The following is a 20,822-nucleotide window of genomic DNA, read 5'->3' on the forward strand; positions in this document are numbered from 1 at the left end:
GCGCCTATCAGCTCCTCAAGCGCACAACAGCCTTCATTACTTCGGCTGTAACCGCGCTCACCGATTGTTCCCCGTTTACCTCTTCGAATCGGCCCAGCGCACGATAATGCTCAACGACCGGAGCCGTCAGCGCGTTATAGGCGCGCATCCTCTCCTCGAAAACCTCTTCCGTGTCGTCTGAGCGCCGCGCCAGGGGCGTGCCGTCAAGGTCGCACAACTCATCCACCCTGGGCGGCTGCAAGTAGATGTTGTAAATACTCTTGCAAACGGGACAGCTGCGTCGACCGGTGATGCGACGCAACAACTGATTATAACTTACCTGAATGCTGACAGCAATCACCGGCAAAGCATCTTTGCTGCCTGCCAGATGAAGGTCGAGCCAATCGGCCTGGCCGAGGGTCCGGGGGAAGCCATCCAGAATATAGCCGGCAGTCGTGTCCGGGGACTTGAGGCGGTCGGCGACCATCTCGTTCACCAGGTCGTCCGAGACCAACTCGCCACGGTCGAGCACAGACTTGGCGATGATACCGAGAGCGGTTCCCTGGCTGACATTCGCCCGCAGGATGTCTCCGGTAGAAATCTGCGGAATGCCCCAAGCCGCCACCAACTCCTTGGCCTGCGTGCCTTTACCGACACCGGGAGCTCCCAGTAAAAGGATAGGACCCGGAGCAAGTTTCCTTTGCGCCGGGTCATGAATTTGTGGATCGGTTGCGGTCAAGGCCACTTACCAGCTCCGCCTTCCGCGCACTCGTCCGCTGCGGGGCGAGAAACCTTCATAGTGCCGCATGATCAGCTGCGACTCCACCTGGTTCACGGTATCCATGGCCACGCCCACTACGATCAGCAGCGATGTGCCGCCGAAGTAGAAGTTGAAGCCGAAGCCGTTGGTCACCCATAGCGGAAGGTGCTCGAAGAAGCCTCCAACCAGCCATAGGTGGTTCAGGCGAATACCAGTGATCAGGAAGGTCGGGATGATCGAGATGATGATCAGGTATACAGCGCCAACCAGCGTGATACGGGTCAGGATGTCGTTGATGTAATCCGAAGTCCGCTTGCCGGGTCGAATTCCGGGGATGAAGCCGCCGTACTTGCGCATGTTGTCGGCAATGTCATCGGGACGGAAGACGATCGAGATATAGAAGTACGCGAAGAAGATGATCGCGACAATATAGAGCAGCTCGTACCACGGCTCTCCCGGATGCAGCGCATCGAAGATGCGGGTCAGCGGAGCGCTATTGCGGATGAACGACGACTGCGCGAAGAGCAGAGGAGCCGACAGGACGGAGGCCGCGAAGATAACCGGCATCACGCCACCGGAATTGACCTTCAAAGGCAGGTGGGTCGACTGACCGCCCATAAGGCGGCGTCCAACAATGCGCTTGGCGTACTGCACGGGGATGCGGCGTTCGCTGCGCTCCACGTAGACGATGAAGGCCACGACCGCAATCATGCCGACGACCAGCAAGATGAGCGCAGGAACGGTGAAGGCTCCGAACTTCTGCGTCTTGGCTACATCGACGAGCTCGGCAATGGCGCGAGGCAGGCCGACCACGATGCCGGCGAAGATCAGCAAGCTCATACCGTTGCCGATGCCGCGGTCCGTGATCTGCTCACCCAGCCACATGATGAATGCTGTACCCGTGGTGAGTGTGAGAACGGTCATGATGATGAAGCCGACACCGGGATTCAGGACCAGATTGCCCGAGGAGCTCTTGAGCGCGATGGCGATTGCCGCGGACTGCACCACACCGAGGATGACGGTCAGGTAGCGCGTCCATTGCGTGATCTTGCGACGGCCCAGCTCGCCCTCTTTTTGGAGGCGCGCGAGCGGCTCGTAAACGACAGTCAGCAGCTGGAAGATGATCGACGCCGTGATGTAGGGCATGATGCCCAGCGCAAATACTGTCAGGCGGCGAAGATTACCGCCGCTGAAGAGGTCGACGAGCGCAAGCGAAGAGCCGCTCTGCTGGTTGAAGAAGTTCGCGAGGGCGTCCGTATTTACGCCCGGCGTAGGAATGTGCGCGCCAAGGCGGTAGATGGCGAGCATGGCCATGGTGAACAGGACACGCTTGCGCAGATCAGGGACGCGGAAGATATTCAGGAACTTTTCAAGCATGGAAGACTCTCAGGATGATTCGGGGTAGACCGTCTCAATCATACCGCCTCGCTCCCCGAAGAGGAACGAGGCGTATGGCAAACCTTAACCGACCAGAACGACTTTGCCGCCGGCCTTTTCGATCTTATCCTGCGCCGTCTTCGAGAACTTGTGCGCGTGCACGGTGAGAGCAACACTCAGATCGCCGTTGCCGAGGATCTTCAGCAGCTCGCCGCGCTTCTTGAGGAAGCCCTTGGCGACGAAGGCCTCGAGCGTCAGCTCGGTCTCGTTCAACTCGGCCAGGCGGTCCAGGTTCAGAACCGTGTACTCGGTGCGGAAGATGTTGGTGAAGCCGCGCTTGGGCAAACGGCGGTGCAGCGGCATCTGGCCGCCTTCAAAACCGCGCATCATGCTCGAACCGGAGCGGGAGCGCTGTCCCTTGTGTCCACGAGCTGAAGTTTTGCCGTGGCCGGAGCCCATACCGCGGCCGACACGCTTCTTGCCACGGTTCGCCTTTTTAGGCGCCCTAAGATTTGAAAGATTCATGATTTCCTCGCTCAACGCCGGAAGAGCTGAACTCCACCGACTCGCTTTTTTTATTTTGCTTTTAGCCAGAAGCTAAAAGCTGGGTGCTAACAACTAGCCAATGATCCGCACCAGGTGCGGAATCGTCTTTACCATGCCGCGAATGGACGGCGTGTCCTCGCGCTCGACGACCTGATTCAGACGTGTGAAGCCCAGGCCTTTGACGACCTTCTTGTGCTTCACCGGCGCCTGGATCATAGAGCGAAAGTATTGGATCTTGATCGTTGCCTTTATCTCTGCCATGACTCTTACAGCTCCTCAACCTGCTTGCCGCGGGCCGCAGCAACCTCGGCACGATCGCGCAGCTGAACCAGCGCGTCGAATGTAGCCTTGATCACGTTATGCGGATTCGCGGAACCCAGGCTCTTGGTCAAAATGTTCTGCACACCCGCCGAGGTCATCACCGCGCGCACTGCGCCGCCAGCGATCACGCCCGTACCTTCCGGAGCCGGCTTCAACAGCACCTGTCCCGAACCGTAGCGGCCCAGCACCTGGTGCGGAATGGTGGTCTCGGTGAGGTTGATGCGGACCAGGTTTTTCTTCGCCGACTCGATACCCTTGCGGATAGCCTGCGGCACTTCCTTGGCCTTGCCCGAGCCGTAGCCAACCACGCCCGCGCCCGGATCGCCCACCACCACCAGCGCGGCGAACGACATATTCTTGCCGCCCTTCACTACCTTGGTGACGCGGTTGATGGCCACAACCTGATCCTTCAGATTGTAGGAGCCTGCATCCAGTTTCTTCTTCAGTGTCGCCATGAAATCCCCTCTTGATTCAGGGTGTAGCGTTCAGGGTTTAGGGTGTAAAAGCGAAATGCACCCGTCGGCTACACCCTAATCCCTAACCCCTATACTCTGCTTAAAAGTCCAGCCCTGCTTCGCGAGCGGCATCCGCCAGCGCCTTGATGCGGCCATGATAAAGATAGCCGCCACGATCGAAGACCACCTTCTTGATGCCCTTCTCCTGTGCGCGCTCAGCGACCAGCTTGCCGATCTCTTTTGCCGCGGCGACGTTGCCGCCGGTCTTCGCCTTAGCCGCGACCGTCGAGGCCGAGACAATGGTGACGCCCTTGGAGTCGTCAATCAGCTGCGCGTAAATGTGGTTCAGCGAGCGGTATACATTCAACCGCGGGCGCTCCTGTGTGCCGGAGATCTTGGCCCGGATGCGGTCATGCACGCGCTGCCGGATTTCGTTTCTTTTCCTCTGCGGAATCATCTCTTCTCTTCCTTCCTAGTAGCGGAACCGCCCTGCGGCCCCGTTCGGCTTTGAATGCAGGATGTAGGGTACAGCGTTCAGGGTGTAGCAAAACCGTTTTCTAAACCCTAGGCCCCACACCCTGTACCCTGCTTATTTCGCTCCGGTCTTGCCGACCTTCTTCTTCAGCTTCTCGTCCGAGTAGCGCACGCCCTTGTTTTTGTACGGATCGGGCTTGCGCAGCGAACGCATGTCGGCTGCAACCTGTCCAACCTTCTGGCGATCGATGCCGGAGACGGTCACACGGGTCTGCTTGGGGTCAATGGCCACTGTGATGCCCGTTGGCAACACGAACTCGATGGGGTGCGAATACCCCAGCGTGAAGACCACCGTGTTCTTGCCCTTCAGCTCGGCGCGATAACCGATACCGACGATGTCCAGATCCTTCGACCAGCCCTTGGTTACGCCTTCAATGGCGTTGAAGACCAGCGCGCGGGTCAATCCATGAATAGCTGCCTGCGAATCGCTCTCGCGAATTGCATGCACATGCCCATCCTGAGTTTCGAGCTTGATGCCGGAGGGGATGGCCTGCTCGACCTTGCCCTTCGGACCTTCGACAACGATGGTATTGCCGGTTACCGTGTACTTCACGCCGCTAGGCAGCGGAATCGGCTTTTTTCCAATACGCGACATTTCTAATCCTTAAAGGCTTGCGAGTCCCGACTCTCATCGTTCCACTGCAGCCAGAGGCCTGGTGCCTCCGGGGCTAAAGCCCCTCTTGCTTTGCTTCGGGTGCGAGGGCTAAAGCCCCCGCCTACCCTTACTCTTATCAAGCGCCAACGGCGCGAGATCACAACAGTTAATCATCCCACGAATGGCGCGCAAAGCGCGCGTACGCCTGGAGGGCCAGTCCTACCAGACTTCGCAGAGGATCTCGCCGCCTACGCCTTCACGGCGCGCCTGGCGTCCGGTCATCACGCCGCGGGGCGTGGTGAGGATGCTGATGCCGAGTCCGCCTTGTACGCGCTTGATCTCATCGCGGCCGACATAGACGCGGCAGCCGGGGCGCGAGACGCGAGACAGGTCGCGGATGGCAGCTTCGTTGCTGGCGCTGTACTTCAGATAAACGCGCAGCACGTTGCGGCCGTTCTCTTCAGCGGCCTTGTAGTTGGCGATATAGCCCTCTTCCTTCAGGATGCGGGCGATCTCGGTCTTCAGCTTGGAGGCCGGAACATCGAGCTTCGCGTGCCGCGCACGGATGGAATTGCGAATACGCGTGAGGAAGTCTGCTACAGGATCGGTCAAACTCATCGTTTCTCCTTCATCCCCCGTTCGCTCGGCATCGTTCTACCGAGAACCAGCGGGAATGTTTAAGACTTGGAGCCGAAGCTCGAAGTCAAACTTGTCGTTGCGCGCAAAGCGCGCGTATGCCTGACGCGGTCAGTGTCACCAGGACGATTTGACGACGCCGGGAATCTCGCCCCTGAGCGCCAGCTGGCGGAAGCACAGGCGGCAGATGCCGAACTTGCGCAGGAAAGCGCGGGGACGCCCGCACAGCTTGCAGCGGTTGTGCTGCCGGCTCTTGAACTTTGGCTTGCGTGCATCCTTCACTCGTTTTGCAGTCGTTGCCATATCTCTTTAATCCTTATCCCAATCTCAAAAAAGCGGCTTCGTCGAAGAGCTTACGCGGTCTGGCGGAAGGGAATGCCAAACTGCTTGAGCAGAGCGCGCGCCGAATTGTCATCCTGGGCCGAGGTCACGATGGTGATGTTCATGCCCTTGAGCTTGTCCACCTTCGAGTAGTCGATCTCGGCGAAGATCAGCTGATCGCGAACGCCCAAGGTGTAGTTGCCGCGTCCGTCAAAACTTTTCGTAGATACGCCGCGAAAATCGCGCACGCGGGGAAGAGCAACGGAAATCAGGCGGTCAAGAAACTCGTACATCGTATCGCCGCGCAACGTGACCATTGCGCCGATCGGCATGCCTTCGCGAACCTTGAAAGCCGCGATGGACTTCTTGGCGCGCGTGGTTACGGGCTTCTGTCCGGCAATCGAGGCCAGATCGGCCACCAGCGGATCGAGCATCTTCGAATTCTGCGTCGCTTCGCCGAGGCCCATGTTGATGACGATCTTCTCGAGACGCGGCACCGCCATGCTGTTTTCGATGCCAAGCTCTTTTTGCAGAGCCTGCTTGAGCTCGCTGTGATACTTCTCTTTCAGTCGTGCTGCCATGTTTCCCGTTCTTTCTCTCCGGTGGTCGGAGTGGTATTGCTACCGTGTACCGTTACGGAGGGTCTTCAATTGGACTTGCCGTCTGGACTTGCCGTCTGGACTTGCCGTCCAGGCAATCGCGCCTTACGGGGCAAAACCCTTTCGGCTTGTTACTTCTTGCCCTTGGTTGCGACGGTGTTCCCGCACTTCTTGCAAACGCGGACTTTCTTGCCGCCTTCAAACTTGTGCCCTATGCGGCTGGGCCCGCAGTTGGGGCATACCAGCATCACATTCGAGATGTGAATCGGCGCCTCCTGCTCGGCGATGCCGCCCTTGATGTTCCGCTGCGGATTGGGGCGAACGTTCTTCTTCACCATCCGCACATGCTCGACCAGCACGCGGTTGGTATCGGCATCGACGCGCAGCACGCGTCCAGTCTTGCCGCGATCCACGCCCGCGATCACCTTCACCTGATCATTGCGTTGTAAGCTCAAACTCATAAATCTATCCTCTGGGGCTTTCCCCACCGGGCCCGGACTTTGAACTTCCGGAGCTCCGTTTTAAAGAACTTCTGGAGCCAGTGACACGATCTTCAGAAACTTCTTCTCGCGCAATTCACGGGCAACCGGCCCGAAGACGCGCGTTCCAACCGGCTCACCGGCGTCGTTGATCAGCACCGCGGCATTCGAATCGAAACGGATATAGGTTCCGTCGCGACGGCGATATTCCTTGCGGGTGCGCACGATCACCGCCTTCACTACTTTGCCCTTCTTCACCTGGCCATCGGGCGAAGCTTCCTTCACGGCAGCCGTCACCACATCTCCGAGACCGGCCTTTTTGCCGCTCGAACCGCCCAGGGGAAGAATCATCTGCAGCTTGCGGGCGCCCGAGTTATCGGCGACCTCCAGCATGGTTCTCATCTGCACTGCCATAGCAAACTCTCCTTATATCTTCCTGCAGCGTTTACTTGGCGGCCGCGGCTGCTGCTGCCGCTGCTTCTTCAGCCTGAGCCAAAGCGGAGCGGCGAACGATCTCTTCCAGGTTCCAGCGCTTCAACTTGCTCAACGGCCGGGTTTCGCGGATACGGACCACGTCACCAACCCGGGCGGTATTCTGCTCGTCGTGCGCGTAGAACTTCTTGTTGGTCTTCATCACGCGCTTGTACTTCGGATGGGCCTTGCGCATTTCGACTTCGACCACGATGGTCTTGGCCATCTTGGTCGAAACCACGTTGCCGACCTTCTCGTTGCGGCGCGATTCCTTGACCGGCTGCGCCTGACCTGCTGTTGCAGGGCTCGTCTGTGTGGCTTCGCTCATAACCTAGCGCGCCTCCTTCTTGGTCTTGCTCTTGGTGGTTGCCTTGGCCTTGGTAGTCGAAGCAGCCTTGGTGGTCGAAGCGGCCTTCTTGGCAGCCTTCTTCGCCGGCGGCGCGCTGGATTCGGCCTTCGGCGCTTCGCCGTATAGCCCCAGCTCGCGCTCACGTGCGATGGTCTGAATGCGCGCAATGTCCTTCTTGAGACCACGCAGCTTCTTGACGCCTTCGTTCTGGCCCAGCTTCATCTGAAAGCGCAGGCGAAAGAGCTGCTCGGCGGCCTTGACCTGCTCCGTCTTCAGCTCGCCGTCGCTCAGATTACGAATCTTATCGAGTTCCATTTCTCTTCTTCTCTCCGGGACGACGGGGCTAGAAGACCCCGCGTATCCCAAACTACAATCCCCAGTGAACAGCCGTCAGTTGCCAGTATCGTCGACCGTCAGGCGAAAACCGGGGACTAACAACCGACCACCTACTTCGCGGTGGCAATCACCTTGGCGTCGTGACGCTGCACGAAGCGCGTCTTGAGCGGCAGCTTATGGGAGGCCAGTCGCATTGCCTCCTGCGCCATCTCGACGGAAACGCCTTCCATCTCGAAGAGCACCTTGCCCGGGCGAACTACGGCGACCCAGTGATCGGGAGCTCCCTTACCCTTACCCATACGGGTTTCGGCCGGCTTCTTGGTGACCGGCTTATCGGGGAAGAGACGCAGCCAGATCTTGCCGCCGCGCTTGATGAAACGCGTCATCGCGATACGGCTGGCTTCGATCTGCCGGTCAGTGATGTAACCGCACTCCAAAACCTTCAGGCCGAAATCGCCGAACGACAGCTCGCTGCCGCGCCATGCTTTGCCGCGCATGCGGCCGCGCTGCTGCTTGCGATACTTGACCTTCTTTGGCATCAACATAACGAAACCCTCAAAAAGCAGCCATCAGCGGTCAGCCAATAGCGATTAGTATTTCTCTTTCGTACCAGCAGCGCCGCCATTCGGAAGAGATTCACCCGGCATTGCCGGAGCCAACCCCTATTCCTAATGGCTGAACCCTGCCTTTAGAATACCGACGTGCCCACTGCCGCCTGCGGCTCGCGCCGCTTCTGCTGGTAGATATCGCCGCGATAGATCCAGGTCTTCACACCGATAATCCCGTAGGTGGTGTGCGCCTCGGCAAAACCGTAATCGATATCCGCGCGCAGCGTGTGCAGCGGCAGACGTCCCTGCAGATACCACTCGGAACGCGCGATCTCGTTGCCGTTCAAGCGGCCCGAGACGCGAACCTTGATTCCCTTGCAGCCGAAACGCAGGGCCGAATCGACCGACTTGCGCATGGCGCGACGGAAGCCGACGCGCTTCTCGAGCTGCAAAGCGATATTCTCGGCCACCAGCTGGGCATCGAGCTCCGGCTTGTTGACCTCGAGGATATCGATGAAGACATCACGATTGGTGCGCTTCTGCAGGTCGAGCTTGAGCTTATCGATCTCCGCGCCCTTGCGTCCGATGATGATGCCCGGACGGGCGGTGCGGATGATGATGCGCAGCTTGTTGCCGGGACGCTCGATCTCGACCGAGCTTACGCCCGCCGCTTTCAGCTTTTCCTTGAGTTCCTTCTTCAGCTGAACATCTTCGATGAGCAACTTGTCGTAGTCGCGCTCGACAAACCAGCGCGAGCGCCAGGGCTTGTTCACACCGAGCCGAAATCCGTAAGGATGGACTTTCTGTCCCATAGTTTCCCCTTAACCCTTCTTCCCTAAACCCTTCCAAGTCTTGCCGGCCTTCTTCGGAGCCGCCTTCTTGCCATCGGCTCGACCCGAAAGCTTCCGCGCCGGAGCTTTCTTGGCGGTCGCCTTCTTCTTCTTGGCCGTCTTCGGAGCCGATCCAGCCTCAGCCGTCTCGCCTACCGTGTGCACCAGGCTTTCGCCGCCCTCGCCACGCTCGGCGACAGCAATCATGATGTGCGACAGCCTGCGCTGATAGCGATAAGCGCGGCCCATCGGCGCGGGACGGATACGCTTCATGCGCGGACCGTCGTTCGCGATTGCCGTCTTCACGTAGAGATTGTCCACATCTACGTCGAGCCCCTGCTCCTGGCTCAAGTAATTCGCATTCTGCAGCGCGGAGCGCAGCACCTTCTCCACCATCGGAGCGACGGACTTCTTGGTGAAGGCCACGGTATTCAGTGCCTCTTCAACGCCGCGACCCTTGATGAGCTCGAGCACCAGTCGCGCCTTCTGCGGGGATACCCGCTGGAAGCGTGCCTGCGCCCGGAATTCTCTCGTTTCCAATGCCATGACTTAATCCTCTATCCAAGAGCCTGCGCTCTCGTGCTCAACCTCGAGTTATTTCGGCTTCGCCGAGCTCTCCGACGACTTGGCCGAATGCCCCTTGAAGGTCCGCGTCGCCGCAAACTCGCCCAGCTTGTGACCCACCATGTTTTCCGTCACGTACACCGGCACGAACTTCTTGCCGTTGTGCACTGCGATGGTATGACCCACCATGTCGGGATGGATGGTGGACCGGCGCGACCAGGTCCGCACGACCTTCTTGTCGTTCGCCTGGTTCAACACCTCAATCTTGACCATCAGGTGCCCGTCGATGAAGGGACCCTTTTTTGTCGACCGTGCCATGTAAAAACCTCTTAGCCTTTAGCTATTAGCTCCTAGCTTTCAGCTAGAGCTGTTCTGTATCCAACCTACCCTGCTCAGCTTCTTGCGCTCACACCCTGGCCGAAACAGCTGATGGCCAGGAGCTAAAAGCTGTCCTACTTGTTCTTGCGGTTCACGATGAAGACATCAGTCCGCTTGTTGTTACGCGTCTTGTATCCGCGTGTGGGCTGGCCCCACGGGGTCACAGGATGGCGTCCGCCCGAAGTCTTACCTTCACCACCACCGTGCGGGTGATCGACAGGGTTCATCGAGACACCGCGGTTGGTCGGGCGAATGCCCTTCCAGCGGTTACGGCCGGCCTTACCGATCGATACGTTCTCGTGATCGGTGTTGCCTACCTGCCCGATGGTCGCCATGCAATCCACCAGCACCCGGCGAGTTTCACCGGAGGGCAGCTTGAGCAGCGCGTAGTCGCCTTCTTTTGCGACCAGCTGAGCCGAAGCGCCAGCCGAGCGTACCATCTGAGCACCCTTGCCAGGACGAAGCTCGACGTTGTGAACCGTCGTACCGGCAGGAATGTTCTTGAGCGGCAGCGCGTTGCCGATCAGGATGTCGGCCTCGGGGCCGCTCGTGATGATCTGGCCAACCTTCAGGCCTACTGGCTGAATGATGTAGCGCTTTTCGCCGTCCGCGTAGCTGATGAGAGCGATGCGCGAGGAGCGGTTGGGATCGTACTCGATCGTCGCCACCTTGCCCGGCACGCCGTACTTGTCGCGCTTGAAGTCGATCAGGCGCAGCTTCTGCTTATGTCCGCCGCCATGATGACGGATGGTCAGGTCGCCCGCGTTTCGGCGGCCGCCGGTGCGCTGCTTCACAGCCAGCAGCGGCTTGTATGGCTTATCCGTCGTGATGTCGTCATTCACCAGCGTGGTCTGGAACCGCAGCGTTGGTGTGATCGGTCGATATGTCTTAATCGGCATCGTTTCTTCTCTCTACCCGCAAGCTGCTTACACTCGCGTCTGCCCTGCTAATCCCTGAGGCTGTACCCGCACTCAGGTCTTCTTAATCCTGCACCCTATCCCCTGCAATCTGGGTTTAGAGGTTGTTTACGTAGTCCGGCATCTTCTCGCCCGACTTGAGGCGCACATACGCCTTCTTCCAGTCGGGGCGAAAGCCGGAGAACTTACCGCGGCGGCGCTCTTTACCGGCCACGTTGGAGGTGCGAACACTATCCACCTTCACCTTGAACAGCAGCTCGACTGCCTGCTTTACGGCTGTTTTGCTGGCCTTGGGGTCTACCTCGAAAACCAGGGTTCCCTCGGTTTCCTTGACAGTCAGCCCCTTCTCGGTGATCAGGGGGCGGCGAATTACGGTATATGTCGACGACATTTAGGCCACCTCCGCATTCTTCTCGGCCAGCTTCCGCTTGGAAACGGACTTCTTAAGCGATTCCTGCAGGCTCTCAAGCGCTGCCCGCGAGAAGATCGCGCGATCATGCTTGAGCAGATCGTAAGGATGCACTTCGTTGTTAAGCACCAGCTCCACATTCGCCAGATTGCGCGAACCGAGCACTACGGACGGGCTCAACTCTTTGCCGCTCTCGACCAGAAGCACGGTGCGCTTCGCGTCGAGCGTGTTCAGGGCCGCGCGATACAGCTTCGCCTTCGGCTCCTTGAGCTCCAGCGTGTCGACCACAGTCAACTTGCCGTCCTGCAGCTTTGCCGCCAGCACCGCGCGCAGAGCGCCGAGCACCTTCTTGTGGGGGAAAGCATAATCGTGCGAGTGGGGCTGCGGTCCGTGAACCGTGCCGCCATGCCGCCAGAGAGGCGAGCGGATCGAACCGACGCGTGCGCGGCCCGTTCCCTTCTGCTTCCACAGTTTCTTGCCCGCACCCGAAACCAGCTTACGATTCTTGGTAGCCGCGGTGCCCTGGCGCAGCGAAGCACGATAATGCTTGACCGCTTCCCAGACCAGCCCCTCGTTCACTTCGCTCGGCGCGAAGACTTCGTCGGCCAGCTCCATCGAGCCAACCTTCTTTCCGCCGAGATCCAATACGTCAATGTTTGCCATCGCTGTCTCTTTCAAGCCGGAGTAGCAACCCCGGCTCTGATCTTTAGGCGCTCCTAAGAGCGCAACCGCCTGAACGGCGAGTCCGTCCTACTTGAAACCTGAACTACTTCTTCTTGCCGGCTGCCTTCTTTGAAGCCTTCAGCGGATCGACCGTACCCGAACCCGCAAACCCACGACGCTCGCGCGGCGGAGCCTTAGCCTTCGAGATCAAGACATATCCATCACGAGGCCCCGGAACCGCACCCTCGACCATGATGAGATTCTCCTCAAGGTCGATACCGCGAATACGCAGGTTGCGGACGGTGATGCGATCCACACCCATGTGCCCAGGCATACGCGTCTTGGGTAGCACGCGCGACGGGAACGATGAAGCACCGATCGAGCCCTGCACCTGGAACATATGTCCGTGCGACTTGGGGCCACCGCCAAAGTTATGGCGGCGAACGACGCCAGCGAAACCGCGACCCTTGCTGGTGCCGATTACATCCACATACTTCTCGTCGGAGAAGATGTCGACCAGAACGCGGTCGCCAGCCTTTACATGGCCATTCGACTCGACTTCGCCCTCAGCAGCATCGGCGCCCGGCTTCACGGTCTCGACCGATACTTCCTTGATCAAGCGAACCGGAGCGACATCGCTCTTGGCGAAGTGGCCAGCCTGCGGCTTGGTCACCTTGTGAGCCTTGACAAATTCAACCAGGCCAATCTGCGCGGCGTCATAGCCATCACGCGCAGCTGTCTTCAACTGCGTAATCACGCAGGGTCCGGCCTGCAGGACGGTGATGGGGTGAACTTCACCCTTCTCATCGAATACCTGCGTCATGCCGATTTTCTTACCCAGAATTCCAGTAACTGACATCTCGTCTTCTCTCCCCATCATGCCTACTCAACTACTGTGGGCACTGAAGGCATTTCGTATTTGCGCCGGAGGCGCGTTTGCCTGGACGGCCAGTCCTTATTTTTCGAAGGCCTTGATCTCTACATCCACGCCGGCCGGCAGGTCGAGCTTCATCAGTGCGTCCACCGTCTGCTGCGTGGGCTCGAGGATATCGATCAGCCGCTTGTGCGTGCGGATCTCGAAGGCCTCGCGTGATTTCTTGTCGACGTGCGGCGAACGCAGCACGCAGTATTTGTTCTTGACCGTAGGCAAGGGAATCGGACCCGCCACCTGCGCACCCGTGCGCTTGGCCGTGTCTACAATCTCGCCCGTCGAAGTGTCCAAAACCCGGTAGTCATACGCCTTCAACCGGATTCGAATTCTCTGTCCAACCATGAGCTTTGTATCTTTCCGCTGCCGGCTGGAACTACTCCAGCCGGCTCGCTAACTTGCTCCGCGGGCTAAAGCCCGCGGCTACCGCTATTTAATAATTTCCGAGATGGTGCCGGCGCCTACTGTGCGTCCGCCTTCGCGGATTGCAAAGCGCAGGCCCTTCTCCATTGCCACCGGAGTGTGCAGCTCGATCTCGAGCGAAATGTTGTCGCCCGGCATCACCATCTCCGTGCCCGCAGGCAGGGTCGCCGAACCAGTCACGTCCGTGGTGCGGAAGTAGAACTGCGGACGATAGCCGTTGAAGAACGGCGTGTGACGGCCGCCTTCTTCTTTGCTCAGTACGTAAATCTCGCCCTTGAACTTGGTGTGCGGCGTGATCGAGCCGGTCTTGGCCAGAACCATTCCGCGCTCTACGTCTTCCTTGGCAATACCGCGCAGCAGAAGCCCCGCGTTGTCGCCGGCCAGACCTTCGTCCAGCTGCTTCTTGAACATCTCAACGCCAGTGACAACCGTCTTGCGCGTGTCGCGGAAGCCTACAATCTCCGCTTCCTCGCCCACCTTCACCTTGCCGCGTTCGATACGGCCCGTAACCACAGTACCGCGGCCCGAGATCGAGAAGATGTCTTCGATCGGCATCAGGAAAGGCTGATCGATCGCACGTGCAGGCAACGGGACATTCGCGTCGACAGCGGCCATCAGCTCGTCCACCGACTTTTCCCACTGGGCCTCACCATTAAGCGCTCCCAATGCAGACCCGCGAATCACCGGCACATCGTCGCCGGGGAAGTTGTACTTCGACAGCAGTTCGCGAACTTCCATCTCGACCAGGTCGGTCAGCTCGGAATCTTCGACCGCATCACACTTGTTCAGGAACACCACGATGTACGGCACGCCTACCTGGCGAGCCAACAGAACGTGCTCCTTGGTCTGCGGCATCGGTCCGTCGGTCGCAGCGACGACCAGGATTGCTCCATCCATCTGCGCCGCGCCGGTGATCATGTTCTTGATGTAGTCGGCGTGGCCCGGGCAATCGACGTGCGCGTAGTGACGGTTCGCCGTCTCATACTCCACGTGCGCCGTCGCGATCGTGATACCGCGCTCGCGCTCCTCGGGTGCGTTGTCAATCGTGTCGAACGAGCGGAACTTGTTGTTCGGGTTGTGCTTCGACAACACCTTCGTGATCGCCGCAGTCAACGTCGTCTTCCCGTGATCAATGTGTCCAATCGTTCCCACATTCACGTGCGGCTTCGACCGGTCAAATTTCTCCTTCGCCATCTTGACTCCCTCTCTCGTTCCTTCAGCGCTGCTGATCTTCCGTTTTCTGTTCCGAACCCCAAGGGATCCGCTATTTCCAAACTAAGTAAACCGGCTATTTACCCTGGTTCCGGCTGATGATCTCTTCCGAAATCATGCGCGGCGCCTCTTCGTAGCGGGCAAACTGCATCGAGTACGAAGCGCGGCCCTGGGTCGAGGAGCGGATATCGTTGACGTATCCGAACATCTCCTTGAGCGGCACCATGGCCTTGATCACCTGCGATCCGCCGATGTGCTCCATGCCTTCGATCCGGCCACGGCGCGAGTTGATATCGCCGATGATCGTACCCATATGCTCTTCCGGCACTGTAACTTCAACTGCCATCACCGGCTCGAGCAGAACAGGGCTGGCTTTTTTCGCCGCATCCTTGAAGGCCATCGATCCGGCAATCTTGAAGGCCATTTCATTCGAGTCGACATCGTGGTAGCTGCCGTCGAAAAGGGTGGCCTTGAAGTCGACCATCTCGTAGCCGGCGAGCACGCCGTTGTGCAGCGCCTCACGGATACCCTGCTCGGTCGGCTTGATATATTCCTTGGGGACCACGCCGCCCCTGATGGCGTCGATAAACTCGAAGCCCTTGCCCGGCTCGTTGGGCTCCAGGCGAATCTTCACGTGGCCGTAGTTGCCCGAACCACCGGTCTGACGGATGTATTTACCTTCCGCCTCAGCCAGCTTGCGGATCGTCTCGCGGAATGCCACTCGCGGCTCGCCCACATTGGCCTCGACCTTGTGCTCGCGCTTCATGCGGTCGACAAGAATTTCAAGGTGAAGCTCACCCATGCCGCTGATGATGGTCTGACCCGAATCGATATCGGTGCGAACCTTGAACGTAGGATCTTCATCCGATAGCCGCGCCAGCGCCATGCCCATCTTTTCCTGGTCGGCCTTGGTCTTCGGCTCGATTGCCACCGAAATGACCGGCTCCGGGAAGGTGATGGCAGACAACGCAACCGGATGCTGCGGGTTGCACAGAGTGTCGCCCGTCTTGATGTCCTTGAGACCCACCGCCGCGCAGATATCGCCGGCCATGATCTCGGTGATGTCTTCACGCTTGTTGGCGTGCATCTTCACCAGGCGGCCTACGCGCTCGCTCTTGCCCGTACGGGGATTCAGAATCGTATCGCCAGTCTTCAAAACGCCCGAGTAAATCCGGATAAAGCTCAGCTTCCCGAAGGGATCGTTGATCAACTTGAAGGCCAGAGCCGACAGCGGCTCCTCGTCCTTCGCCTCGCGAATCAGAGTCACCGAAGGATCGCTGGGGTCGATACCCTCAACCGCCGGCACATCCAACGGGCTGGGCAGATAATCGACGACCGCATCGAGCAGCGTCTGAACGCCCTTGTTCTTGAAAGCCGTGCCGCACAGGACCGGGAAAACCTTCATCCCGATGGTCGCGCCACGCAATGCTTTCTTCAGCTCTTCCGGAGTCGGCGTCTCGCCTTCCAGGAACTTGTGCAGCATCTCATCGTCATTCTCGGCGACGGTTTCGATCAGCTGCATGCGGAAGGCTTCAGCCTTCTTGAGCAGATTCTCGGGAACCGGCTCGACCGAGTACTCCGCGCCCATCGTCTCGTCATGCCAGACGATCGCGCGCATCTCGATGAGATCGATGACGCCCTTGAAATTCGCTTCCGCGCCAATCGGAATCTGAATCGCCACCGGCCGCGCGCCCAGGCGCTTGCGGATGGTCTCGATCACATGCTCGAAGTCCGCGCCGGCCTTGTCCATCTTATTGACGAAGCAAATACGGGGAACCTTGTACTTATCGCCCTGCCGCCAGACCGTCTCGGTCTGGGGCTGCACGCCGGAGACGGAGTCGAAGAGCGCGACCGCGCCGTCCAGAACACGCAGCGAGCGCTCCACCTCGGCCGTGAAATCCACGTGGCCAGGGGTGTCAATAATATTGATACGGATATTCTTCCAGGTGCAGGTGGTAGCAGCGGAGGTGATGGTGATGCCGCGCTCCTGCTCCTGCTCCATGTAATCCATGGTCGCCGTACCCTCGTGCACTTCTCCGATACGGTGCGTGATGCCCGTATAGAAGAGAATGCGCTCGGTTGTCGTCGTCTTTCCGGCGTCGATGTGAGCCATGATTCCGATGTTCCGGCAACGATTTAGCGGTACTTGGCGAGCCACAGTATTCTTCTCTCTGCTTCTCTCAAGCCTTTCAGCTCAAGGTTGAAATTATTCTTCCCAGACCAGCGCGAAGCGCAATCGCCTGAACGTCCAGTCCCGGCTAGTCCTACCAGCGGTAGTGCGCGAAGGCCTTGTTTGCTTCGGCCATGCGATGAACGTCTTCCTTCTTCTTCATCGCCGCACCGCGGCCATTGGCCGCATCCAGCAATTCGGCGGACAGCTTGTCGATCATGCCCTTTTCGCCGCGGGCGCGACCGTAGCTCACCAGCCAGCGAATGGCGAGCGACGTACGGCGCTCGGGATTCACTTCGATCGGCACCTGATAGTTCGCACCGCCGACGCGCCGGGTCTTTACCTCGAGCAGCGGCTTGCAATTCTCAACAGCCTTCTTGAACAGAGTCAGCGCATCGGTGCCGCCGCCCTTGGCCTCGAGGTTCGTCATGGCGGTATAGAAAATTCCCTGTGCCGTCGACTTCTTGCCGCCCCACATCATCGAGTTCACAAACTTCGTCACGAGCGACGAGCTGTAAACCGGGTCAGGAGCAACCTCACGCTTGGCGATATGACCTTTTCTAGGCATAAATCAAATCTCTCTCTACTTCAAAACTTGTTTCGGCCTGCGCTTTGGCTCTTGCGGCAAAGCCGCGTGTCGCCGTGCGCGCAGCACCTATTTCTTCTTGCCGCCTGCGGCTGGTGCTCCAGCCTTGGCGCGCTTGGCACCGTACTTCGACCGGCTTTGCGTCCGCTTCACCACGCCGACGGAATCCAGCGTGCCGCGCACGATGTGATAGCGCACGCCGGGCAGATCCTTTACACGGCCGCCGCGGATGAGCACAATCGAGTGCTCCTGCAGGTTATGGCCTTCGCCAGGGATGTACGACGTCACTTCAATCCCGTTCGTCAGGCGAACACGCGCCACTTTACGAAGTGCCGAGTTCGGCTTCTTTGGCGTCTGCGTGTAGACACGCGTGCAGACTCCGCGCCGCTGCGGCGAACCCTGCAACGCAGGGGAGGCCGTCTTATACCGCGGTGCGGTGCGACCCTTCCTTACCAGCTGACTGAATGTAGGCAAACCCGACTCCTTACCAATCCAAACCGTTTCAAATTCCTAACCATCGGACGCGGCCCAAAAGCCGCCCCACAACACGATCCGGACGCGCAAGCATCCGAACCAGCGAAGCTTCGCTTCGCGCCTTACCCCAAAACTTCAATCCCAGACGAGAACCCCGACGGTGGCCGCGCGTAACTTCGAACCCGCTTATTCAGCAGGCCGCAAAAGTAGCCGACTCCGTTTCGCTGATTCCGGCCCACATAGTTTGCCAAGGTGGCAAATGTCGCAGGCGCCTGTGCGATACGTCCCCATCCTTGCTTCCGGCTGGGGCTCACAGAAATTACGCGCCGGAGATCCACTGCTACCGGCTGCTTCTGTGATGGTTGTTGCCTGAGCCTCTCGTCTCTCCGCTCATACAGGAAAAACAAGCACACTCGTGGAACCTTTTAAGAGTAGCAAGAGCAACCCCGTCCGTCAACGGGACGAACGCGAATTTCGCTTCCCTGCAGAGATTTTCTCACGGTTCCAGGATATTTCGAACGAATCCCCTTCCCCTGCTCTCTGAAAAGCGAAATACAAGGGAAGATTTGCGGAATTTCCAGCATACGCAAAACGCCTAATTCCTCTCTGCTAGATTGCAAAGTATGCCCCTTCATCGCCTCGCTGCCCCTGCTCTTCTTGGCACCTTTGCATTTGTGTCCTTTGCAGCCTTCGGCCAGACCGCCGCCGCCCCGACACATGATCCACGTATCGCAGCCATCATTCATTCTCTCGAAAAGGTTCGCACTCTCGGGGAGACTGAACTTTCGCCTGATGGCAACCTGATCGCCTGGGAAGTAAGCGGCGATGGCATCCAGGTGGCGTCGCTCGACAACCCAAGCCATCCCCATCCCGTTACGGCTTGCGCAGCCGGCGCTAAAGGCGAAGAAAGCGGCCTTGCCTGGTTGCCCGATTCCAAGCACCTGGCCTTCTTTTCCGACTGCACCGAGAACGGAAAGGCGGGAGACAAAAAGACCGCCATCTTCGTTGCCGATGCCGACTCAACGGCAGCCCCACACCTGCTCGCCCCTCTCAACGGCTTTGCCGAGAGCCTTGAGTACTCTCCCGATGGCAAGTTCCTCAGCTTTCTCTATGTGGAAGGGGCGACGCGTCCGTCGGGAGCCCTGGCCGCCATGAAGCCGCCGTCTGGAGTGATTGGCGTCGAGGGGTTGGAGGTGCAGCGGGTGGCCGCGGTCGACGCCAGCGGCGGCAATCTGACCCAGATCACCCCCGCCAATCTCCATGTCTACGAGTTCAGCTGGTCAAGCGACGGAAAGAATCTGGCGTTCATAGCTGCCCCGCCCCCCGGAGAAAACAATTGGTGGGTGGCGAAGCTTTACACAAAGCGGGTTGGACGCCTGTATCAGGCCGCCAGCAGCTCCCAACCGGAAGAAGCCCTGATCACAGAAAGTCCGAAAGTCGCCTTTGACCCCAACACAACCCCCGGCCCGCTTCACGGCCTGCAACTCGCCGTGCCGCGCTGGTCGCCTGACGGGTCAGAAATCGCTTTCATCGGAGGACTGATGTCGGACCAGGGCGTGACTGGCGGCGATATCTACGTCATCCCGGCTGCCGGCGGCGAGGCCAAGAACGTCACTCCCGACCGTGCCTCCAGCCCGGCCTGGATCGAGTGGGTCGACAATCAGCAGCTGGGCGTAGCAGAAACCAAGGACGCGCAGTCGCACCTCTTCGTTTACAACATCGAAACCGGCCAGGAGTCATCGGAGTACAACGCCACCCTGCCAGCCACCGTAGGCGCGGGCGGACTTCAAATGCGCATTTCTACAGCGGGGAACGAGATTGCTTATATTCAATCTTCGTTCGAGCATGCGCCCGAAGTCTGGGCCGGCCCCCTCGGCGATCTCAAGCAGATCACGCACTACAACGATGCGCTGAAACCCTCATGGGGCAAGTCCGAGTCAGTCGACTGGAGCAATGACGGCTTCCACGTGCAAGGCTGGCTGCTTTATCCGGCCGATTATGACCCGGCGAAGAAATACCCCATGATCGTCCTGATTCATGGAGGCCCATCCTCGGTCACGCTCCCCCGCTGGCCTTCGACCGGCTTCGGCGGCGTTCCCTTTTCCGCGCTCGGCTACTTCGTGCTTCTGCCCAACCCCCGCGGAAGCTATGGCGAGGGAGAGAAATTTACCGCAGCCAACCGCAAGGACTTCGGCTACGGCGACCTTCGCGACATTCTTGCCGGAGTCGACGCCGTTACCCGCAAATATCCGGTCGATCCCCAGCGCGTGGGCGTTGCCGGCTGGAGCTACGGCGGGTTCATGTCCATGTTTGCCGTCAGCCAGACCCATCGCTTCCGCGCGGCCGTCGGCGGAGCCGGCGTCTCCGACTGGCTCAGCTACTACGGAGAGAACTCCATCGACCAGTGGATGCTCCCCTTCTTCGGCGCATCCGTATATGACGATCCCGCCGTTTACGCCAAAAGCTCGCCCATCAACTACGTCAAGCAGGTCAAAACGCCAACCCTACTCGTCGTAGGCGATCGCGACGGCGAAGGCCCCGCGCCGCAGTCCTTCGAGTTCTGGCACGCATTGCGGGACGAAAATGTTCCGACGCAACTCGTGGTCTATCCCAACGAGGGACACCGCTTTGTGGACCCCGCACACCAGATCGACGTCCTCGAACGGGCGCTCGGCTGGTTTGACGAATATATGAAGTAGGGCTCAGGGCTCATATTTAGGGTTTAGGGTTTAGGGTTCAGGGTTCAGGGCTCATAGTTAGGGTTCAGGGTTCAGGGTTCAGAGCTCTGAAGAGCCTAAATCGCCTTGGTCCGGACATGGCAGAGAAACCGGCAGATGCTTGACCCCTTAACCGAGCCCGACGGCCAAAGGGAGCGGTAAGGACAGGCATCGGCCGGGTGGGGAACAGGCGGCGCGGCCATGCACGCCTGAATGGCCAATCCTGATACACTTTTTCTTCGAAC

The 20,822-nt window shown here is 59.1% G+C and carries 28 protein-coding genes; 1 reads left to right on the forward strand and 27 read right to left on the reverse strand.

Going from position 1 to position 20,822, the window contains the following annotated elements; all coding sequences use genetic code 11:
• Positions 1-7: 7 nt before the first annotated feature.
• The 27 genes from XX99_RS13075 to rpsL all read right to left on the reverse strand — a co-directional run bounded on the left by XX99_RS13075 (position 8) and on the right by rpsL (position 17,860).
• Positions 8-724 carry an adenylate kinase gene (locus XX99_RS13075; protein WP_231581329.1) on the reverse strand — a complete coding sequence of 239 codons (717 nt, stop codon included), beginning with the start codon at positions 722-724 and terminating at the stop codon, positions 8-10.
• Entirely contained in the window at positions 725-2,116 is a 1,392-nt protein-coding gene (gene secY, locus XX99_RS13080) for a preprotein translocase subunit SecY (RefSeq protein ID WP_050059818.1), read from the reverse strand. It abuts the gene before it with no gap.
• Between the two features lie 84 nt (positions 2,117-2,200).
• Positions 2,201-2,641 (reverse strand): 50S ribosomal protein L15, encoded by a 441-nt coding sequence (rplO, locus tag XX99_RS13085; RefSeq protein ID WP_050059819.1) that lies wholly within the window; start codon positions 2,639-2,641, stop codon positions 2,201-2,203.
• Positions 2,642-2,734: 93 nt separating this feature from the next.
• Complete coding sequence (gene rpmD / locus XX99_RS13090; protein ID WP_050059820.1) at positions 2,735-2,923, reverse strand: 50S ribosomal protein L30; 189 nt, start codon at positions 2,921-2,923, stop codon at positions 2,735-2,737.
• 5 nt (positions 2,924-2,928) lie between these two features.
• Positions 2,929-3,438, reverse strand: a complete 510-nt coding sequence (gene rpsE, locus XX99_RS13095) for a 30S ribosomal protein S5 (RefSeq protein ID WP_050059821.1) — start codon at positions 3,436-3,438, stop codon at positions 2,929-2,931.
• 100 nt (positions 3,439-3,538) lie between these two features.
• Entirely contained in the window at positions 3,539-3,895 is a 357-nt protein-coding gene (gene rplR, locus XX99_RS13100; protein ID WP_050059822.1) for a 50S ribosomal protein L18, read from the reverse strand.
• A 132-nt stretch (positions 3,896-4,027) separates the two neighbouring features.
• Positions 4,028-4,567 carry a 50S ribosomal protein L6 gene (rplF, locus tag XX99_RS13105; RefSeq protein ID WP_050059823.1) on the reverse strand — a complete coding sequence of 180 codons (540 nt, stop codon included), beginning with the start codon at positions 4,565-4,567 and terminating at the stop codon, positions 4,028-4,030.
• A 219-nt stretch (positions 4,568-4,786) separates the two neighbouring features.
• Positions 4,787-5,185 carry a 30S ribosomal protein S8 gene (gene rpsH / locus XX99_RS13110; protein ID WP_050059824.1) on the reverse strand — a complete coding sequence of 133 codons (399 nt, stop codon included), beginning with the start codon at positions 5,183-5,185 and terminating at the stop codon, positions 4,787-4,789.
• A gap of 135 nt (positions 5,186-5,320) precedes the next feature.
• Positions 5,321-5,506, reverse strand: coding sequence for a type Z 30S ribosomal protein S14 (locus tag XX99_RS13115; protein ID WP_050059825.1), 186 nt, complete (start codon positions 5,504-5,506; stop codon positions 5,321-5,323).
• 50 nt (positions 5,507-5,556) lie between these two features.
• Positions 5,557-6,105, reverse strand: coding sequence for a 50S ribosomal protein L5 (gene rplE / locus XX99_RS13120; protein ID WP_050059826.1), 549 nt, complete (start codon positions 6,103-6,105; stop codon positions 5,557-5,559).
• A 149-nt stretch (positions 6,106-6,254) separates the two neighbouring features.
• Positions 6,255-6,584 (reverse strand): 50S ribosomal protein L24, encoded by a 330-nt coding sequence (rplX, locus tag XX99_RS13125; RefSeq protein ID WP_050059827.1) that lies wholly within the window; start codon positions 6,582-6,584, stop codon positions 6,255-6,257.
• A 60-nt stretch (positions 6,585-6,644) separates the two neighbouring features.
• Positions 6,645-7,016 carry a 50S ribosomal protein L14 gene (gene rplN / locus XX99_RS13130; protein ID WP_050059828.1) on the reverse strand — a complete coding sequence of 124 codons (372 nt, stop codon included), beginning with the start codon at positions 7,014-7,016 and terminating at the stop codon, positions 6,645-6,647.
• 31 nt (positions 7,017-7,047) lie between these two features.
• Entirely contained in the window at positions 7,048-7,401 is a 354-nt protein-coding gene (gene rpsQ / locus XX99_RS13135) for a 30S ribosomal protein S17 (RefSeq protein ID WP_050059829.1), read from the reverse strand.
• Positions 7,402-7,404: 3 nt separating this feature from the next.
• Positions 7,405-7,737 carry a 50S ribosomal protein L29 gene (gene rpmC / locus XX99_RS13140; RefSeq protein WP_082125534.1) on the reverse strand — a complete coding sequence of 111 codons (333 nt, stop codon included), beginning with the start codon at positions 7,735-7,737 and terminating at the stop codon, positions 7,405-7,407.
• Positions 7,738-7,868: 131 nt separating this feature from the next.
• Positions 7,869-8,303 (reverse strand): 50S ribosomal protein L16, encoded by a 435-nt coding sequence (rplP, locus tag XX99_RS13145; RefSeq protein ID WP_050059830.1) that lies wholly within the window; start codon positions 8,301-8,303, stop codon positions 7,869-7,871.
• A 143-nt stretch (positions 8,304-8,446) separates the two neighbouring features.
• On the reverse strand, positions 8,447-9,118 hold the full coding sequence (rpsC, locus tag XX99_RS13150) for a 30S ribosomal protein S3 (protein WP_050059831.1): 672 nt from the start codon (positions 9,116-9,118) through the stop codon (positions 8,447-8,449).
• Between the two features lie 9 nt (positions 9,119-9,127).
• Positions 9,128-9,682, reverse strand: a complete 555-nt coding sequence (gene rplV / locus XX99_RS13155) for a 50S ribosomal protein L22 (RefSeq protein WP_050059832.1) — start codon at positions 9,680-9,682, stop codon at positions 9,128-9,130.
• Positions 9,683-9,730: 48 nt separating this feature from the next.
• A complete protein-coding gene (gene rpsS, locus XX99_RS13160; RefSeq protein WP_050059833.1) occupies positions 9,731-10,018 on the reverse strand; it encodes a 30S ribosomal protein S19 in 288 nt (95 codons plus the stop codon).
• Positions 10,019-10,152: 134 nt separating this feature from the next.
• Positions 10,153-10,977, reverse strand: coding sequence for a 50S ribosomal protein L2 (gene rplB, locus XX99_RS13165; protein WP_050059834.1), 825 nt, complete (start codon positions 10,975-10,977; stop codon positions 10,153-10,155).
• Positions 10,978-11,092: 115 nt separating this feature from the next.
• Positions 11,093-11,386, reverse strand: coding sequence for a 50S ribosomal protein L23 (locus XX99_RS13170; RefSeq protein WP_050059835.1), 294 nt, complete (start codon positions 11,384-11,386; stop codon positions 11,093-11,095).
• The gene (gene rplD, locus XX99_RS13175; protein ID WP_050059836.1) at positions 11,387-12,067 is read right to left on the reverse strand and encodes a 50S ribosomal protein L4; all 681 of its coding nucleotides are present in this window, start codon (positions 12,065-12,067) and stop codon (positions 11,387-11,389) included.
• Between the two features lie 103 nt (positions 12,068-12,170).
• Positions 12,171-12,926, reverse strand: a complete 756-nt coding sequence (rplC, locus tag XX99_RS13180) for a 50S ribosomal protein L3 (RefSeq protein ID WP_050059837.1) — start codon at positions 12,924-12,926, stop codon at positions 12,171-12,173.
• Positions 12,927-13,022: 96 nt separating this feature from the next.
• Positions 13,023-13,340: a 30S ribosomal protein S10 gene (gene rpsJ / locus XX99_RS13185; protein ID WP_050059838.1), complete on the reverse strand. Its 318-nt coding sequence runs from the start codon at positions 13,338-13,340 to the stop codon at positions 13,023-13,025.
• A gap of 84 nt (positions 13,341-13,424) precedes the next feature.
• Positions 13,425-14,612, reverse strand: coding sequence for an elongation factor Tu (gene tuf, locus XX99_RS13190; protein ID WP_050059839.1), 1,188 nt, complete (start codon positions 14,610-14,612; stop codon positions 13,425-13,427).
• 94 nt (positions 14,613-14,706) lie between these two features.
• The gene (gene fusA, locus XX99_RS13195; RefSeq protein WP_050059840.1) at positions 14,707-16,788 is read right to left on the reverse strand and encodes an elongation factor G; all 2,082 of its coding nucleotides are present in this window, start codon (positions 16,786-16,788) and stop codon (positions 14,707-14,709) included.
• 106 nt (positions 16,789-16,894) lie between these two features.
• A complete protein-coding gene (gene rpsG, locus XX99_RS13200; RefSeq protein ID WP_050059841.1) occupies positions 16,895-17,368 on the reverse strand; it encodes a 30S ribosomal protein S7 in 474 nt (157 codons plus the stop codon).
• Positions 17,369-17,455: 87 nt separating this feature from the next.
• Entirely contained in the window at positions 17,456-17,860 is a 405-nt protein-coding gene (rpsL, locus tag XX99_RS13205) for a 30S ribosomal protein S12 (protein WP_050059842.1), read from the reverse strand.
• A gap of 623 nt (positions 17,861-18,483) precedes the next feature.
• On the opposite strand from rpsL, the gene XX99_RS13210 reads away from it, so the two are divergent.
• Positions 18,484-20,559, forward strand: a complete 2,076-nt coding sequence (locus tag XX99_RS13210) for an alpha/beta hydrolase family protein (RefSeq protein ID WP_050059843.1) — start codon at positions 18,484-18,486, stop codon at positions 20,557-20,559.
• The last annotated feature ends 263 nt before the right edge of the window (positions 20,560-20,822 follow it).

This window comes from Silvibacterium bohemicum, assembly GCF_001006305.1.
In the GTDB taxonomy this organism is placed as follows: domain Bacteria; phylum Acidobacteriota; class Terriglobia; order Terriglobales; family Acidobacteriaceae; genus Silvibacterium; species Silvibacterium bohemicum.

Coding starts and splice junctions, on each gene's coding strand:
- rplX (WP_050059827.1), bottom strand. CDS start 6,584: ATGAGTTTGAGCTTACAACGCAATGATCAGGTGAAGGTGATCGCGGGC.
- XX99_RS13210 (WP_050059843.1), top strand. CDS start 18,484: ATGCCCCTTCATCGCCTCGCTGCCCCTGCTCTTCTTGGCACCTTTGCA.
- rplB (WP_050059834.1), bottom strand. CDS start 10,977: ATGCCGATTAAGACATATCGACCGATCACACCAACGCTGCGGTTCCAG.
- tuf (WP_050059839.1), bottom strand. CDS start 14,612: ATGGCGAAGGAGAAATTTGACCGGTCGAAGCCGCACGTGAATGTGGGA.
- secY (WP_050059818.1), bottom strand. CDS start 2,116: ATGCTTGAAAAGTTCCTGAATATCTTCCGCGTCCCTGATCTGCGCAAG.
- rplD (WP_050059836.1), bottom strand. CDS start 12,067: ATGGCAAACATTGACGTATTGGATCTCGGCGGAAAGAAGGTTGGCTCG.
- rpsQ (WP_050059829.1), bottom strand. CDS start 7,401: ATGAGCGAAGCCACACAGACGAGCCCTGCAACAGCAGGTCAGGCGCAG.
- rplR (WP_050059822.1), bottom strand. CDS start 3,895: ATGATTCCGCAGAGGAAAAGAAACGAAATCCGGCAGCGCGTGCATGAC.
- rplP (WP_050059830.1), bottom strand. CDS start 8,303: ATGTTGATGCCAAAGAAGGTCAAGTATCGCAAGCAGCAGCGCGGCCGC.
- rplO (WP_050059819.1), bottom strand. CDS start 2,641: ATGAATCTTTCAAATCTTAGGGCGCCTAAAAAGGCGAACCGTGGCAAG.
- rplE (WP_050059826.1), bottom strand. CDS start 6,105: ATGGCAGCACGACTGAAAGAGAAGTATCACAGCGAGCTCAAGCAGGCT.
- rpsC (WP_050059831.1), bottom strand. CDS start 9,118: ATGGGACAGAAAGTCCATCCTTACGGATTTCGGCTCGGTGTGAACAAG.
- XX99_RS13170 (WP_050059835.1), bottom strand. CDS start 11,386: ATGTCGTCGACATATACCGTAATTCGCCGCCCCCTGATCACCGAGAAG.
- rpsG (WP_050059841.1), bottom strand. CDS start 17,368: ATGCCTAGAAAAGGTCATATCGCCAAGCGTGAGGTTGCTCCTGACCCG.
- XX99_RS13115 (WP_050059825.1), bottom strand. CDS start 5,506: ATGGCAACGACTGCAAAACGAGTGAAGGATGCACGCAAGCCAAAGTTC.
- rpsS (WP_050059833.1), bottom strand. CDS start 10,018: ATGGCACGGTCGACAAAAAAGGGTCCCTTCATCGACGGGCACCTGATG.
- rplF (WP_050059823.1), bottom strand. CDS start 4,567: ATGTCGCGTATTGGAAAAAAGCCGATTCCGCTGCCTAGCGGCGTGAAG.
- rpmC (WP_082125534.1), bottom strand. CDS start 7,737: ATGGAACTCGATAAGATTCGTAATCTGAGCGACGGCGAGCTGAAGACG.
- rplC (WP_050059837.1), bottom strand. CDS start 12,926: ATGTCAGTTACTGGAATTCTGGGTAAGAAAATCGGCATGACGCAGGTA.
- rpsH (WP_050059824.1), bottom strand. CDS start 5,185: ATGAGTTTGACCGATCCTGTAGCAGACTTCCTCACGCGTATTCGCAAT.
- rpsE (WP_050059821.1), bottom strand. CDS start 3,438: ATGGCGACACTGAAGAAGAAACTGGATGCAGGCTCCTACAATCTGAAG.
- rpsJ (WP_050059838.1), bottom strand. CDS start 13,340: ATGGTTGGACAGAGAATTCGAATCCGGTTGAAGGCGTATGACTACCGG.
- rplN (WP_050059828.1), bottom strand. CDS start 7,016: ATGGCAGTGCAGATGAGAACCATGCTGGAGGTCGCCGATAACTCGGGC.
- rpmD (WP_050059820.1), bottom strand. CDS start 2,923: ATGGCAGAGATAAAGGCAACGATCAAGATCCAATACTTTCGCTCTATG.
- rplV (WP_050059832.1), bottom strand. CDS start 9,682: ATGGCATTGGAAACGAGAGAATTCCGGGCGCAGGCACGCTTCCAGCGG.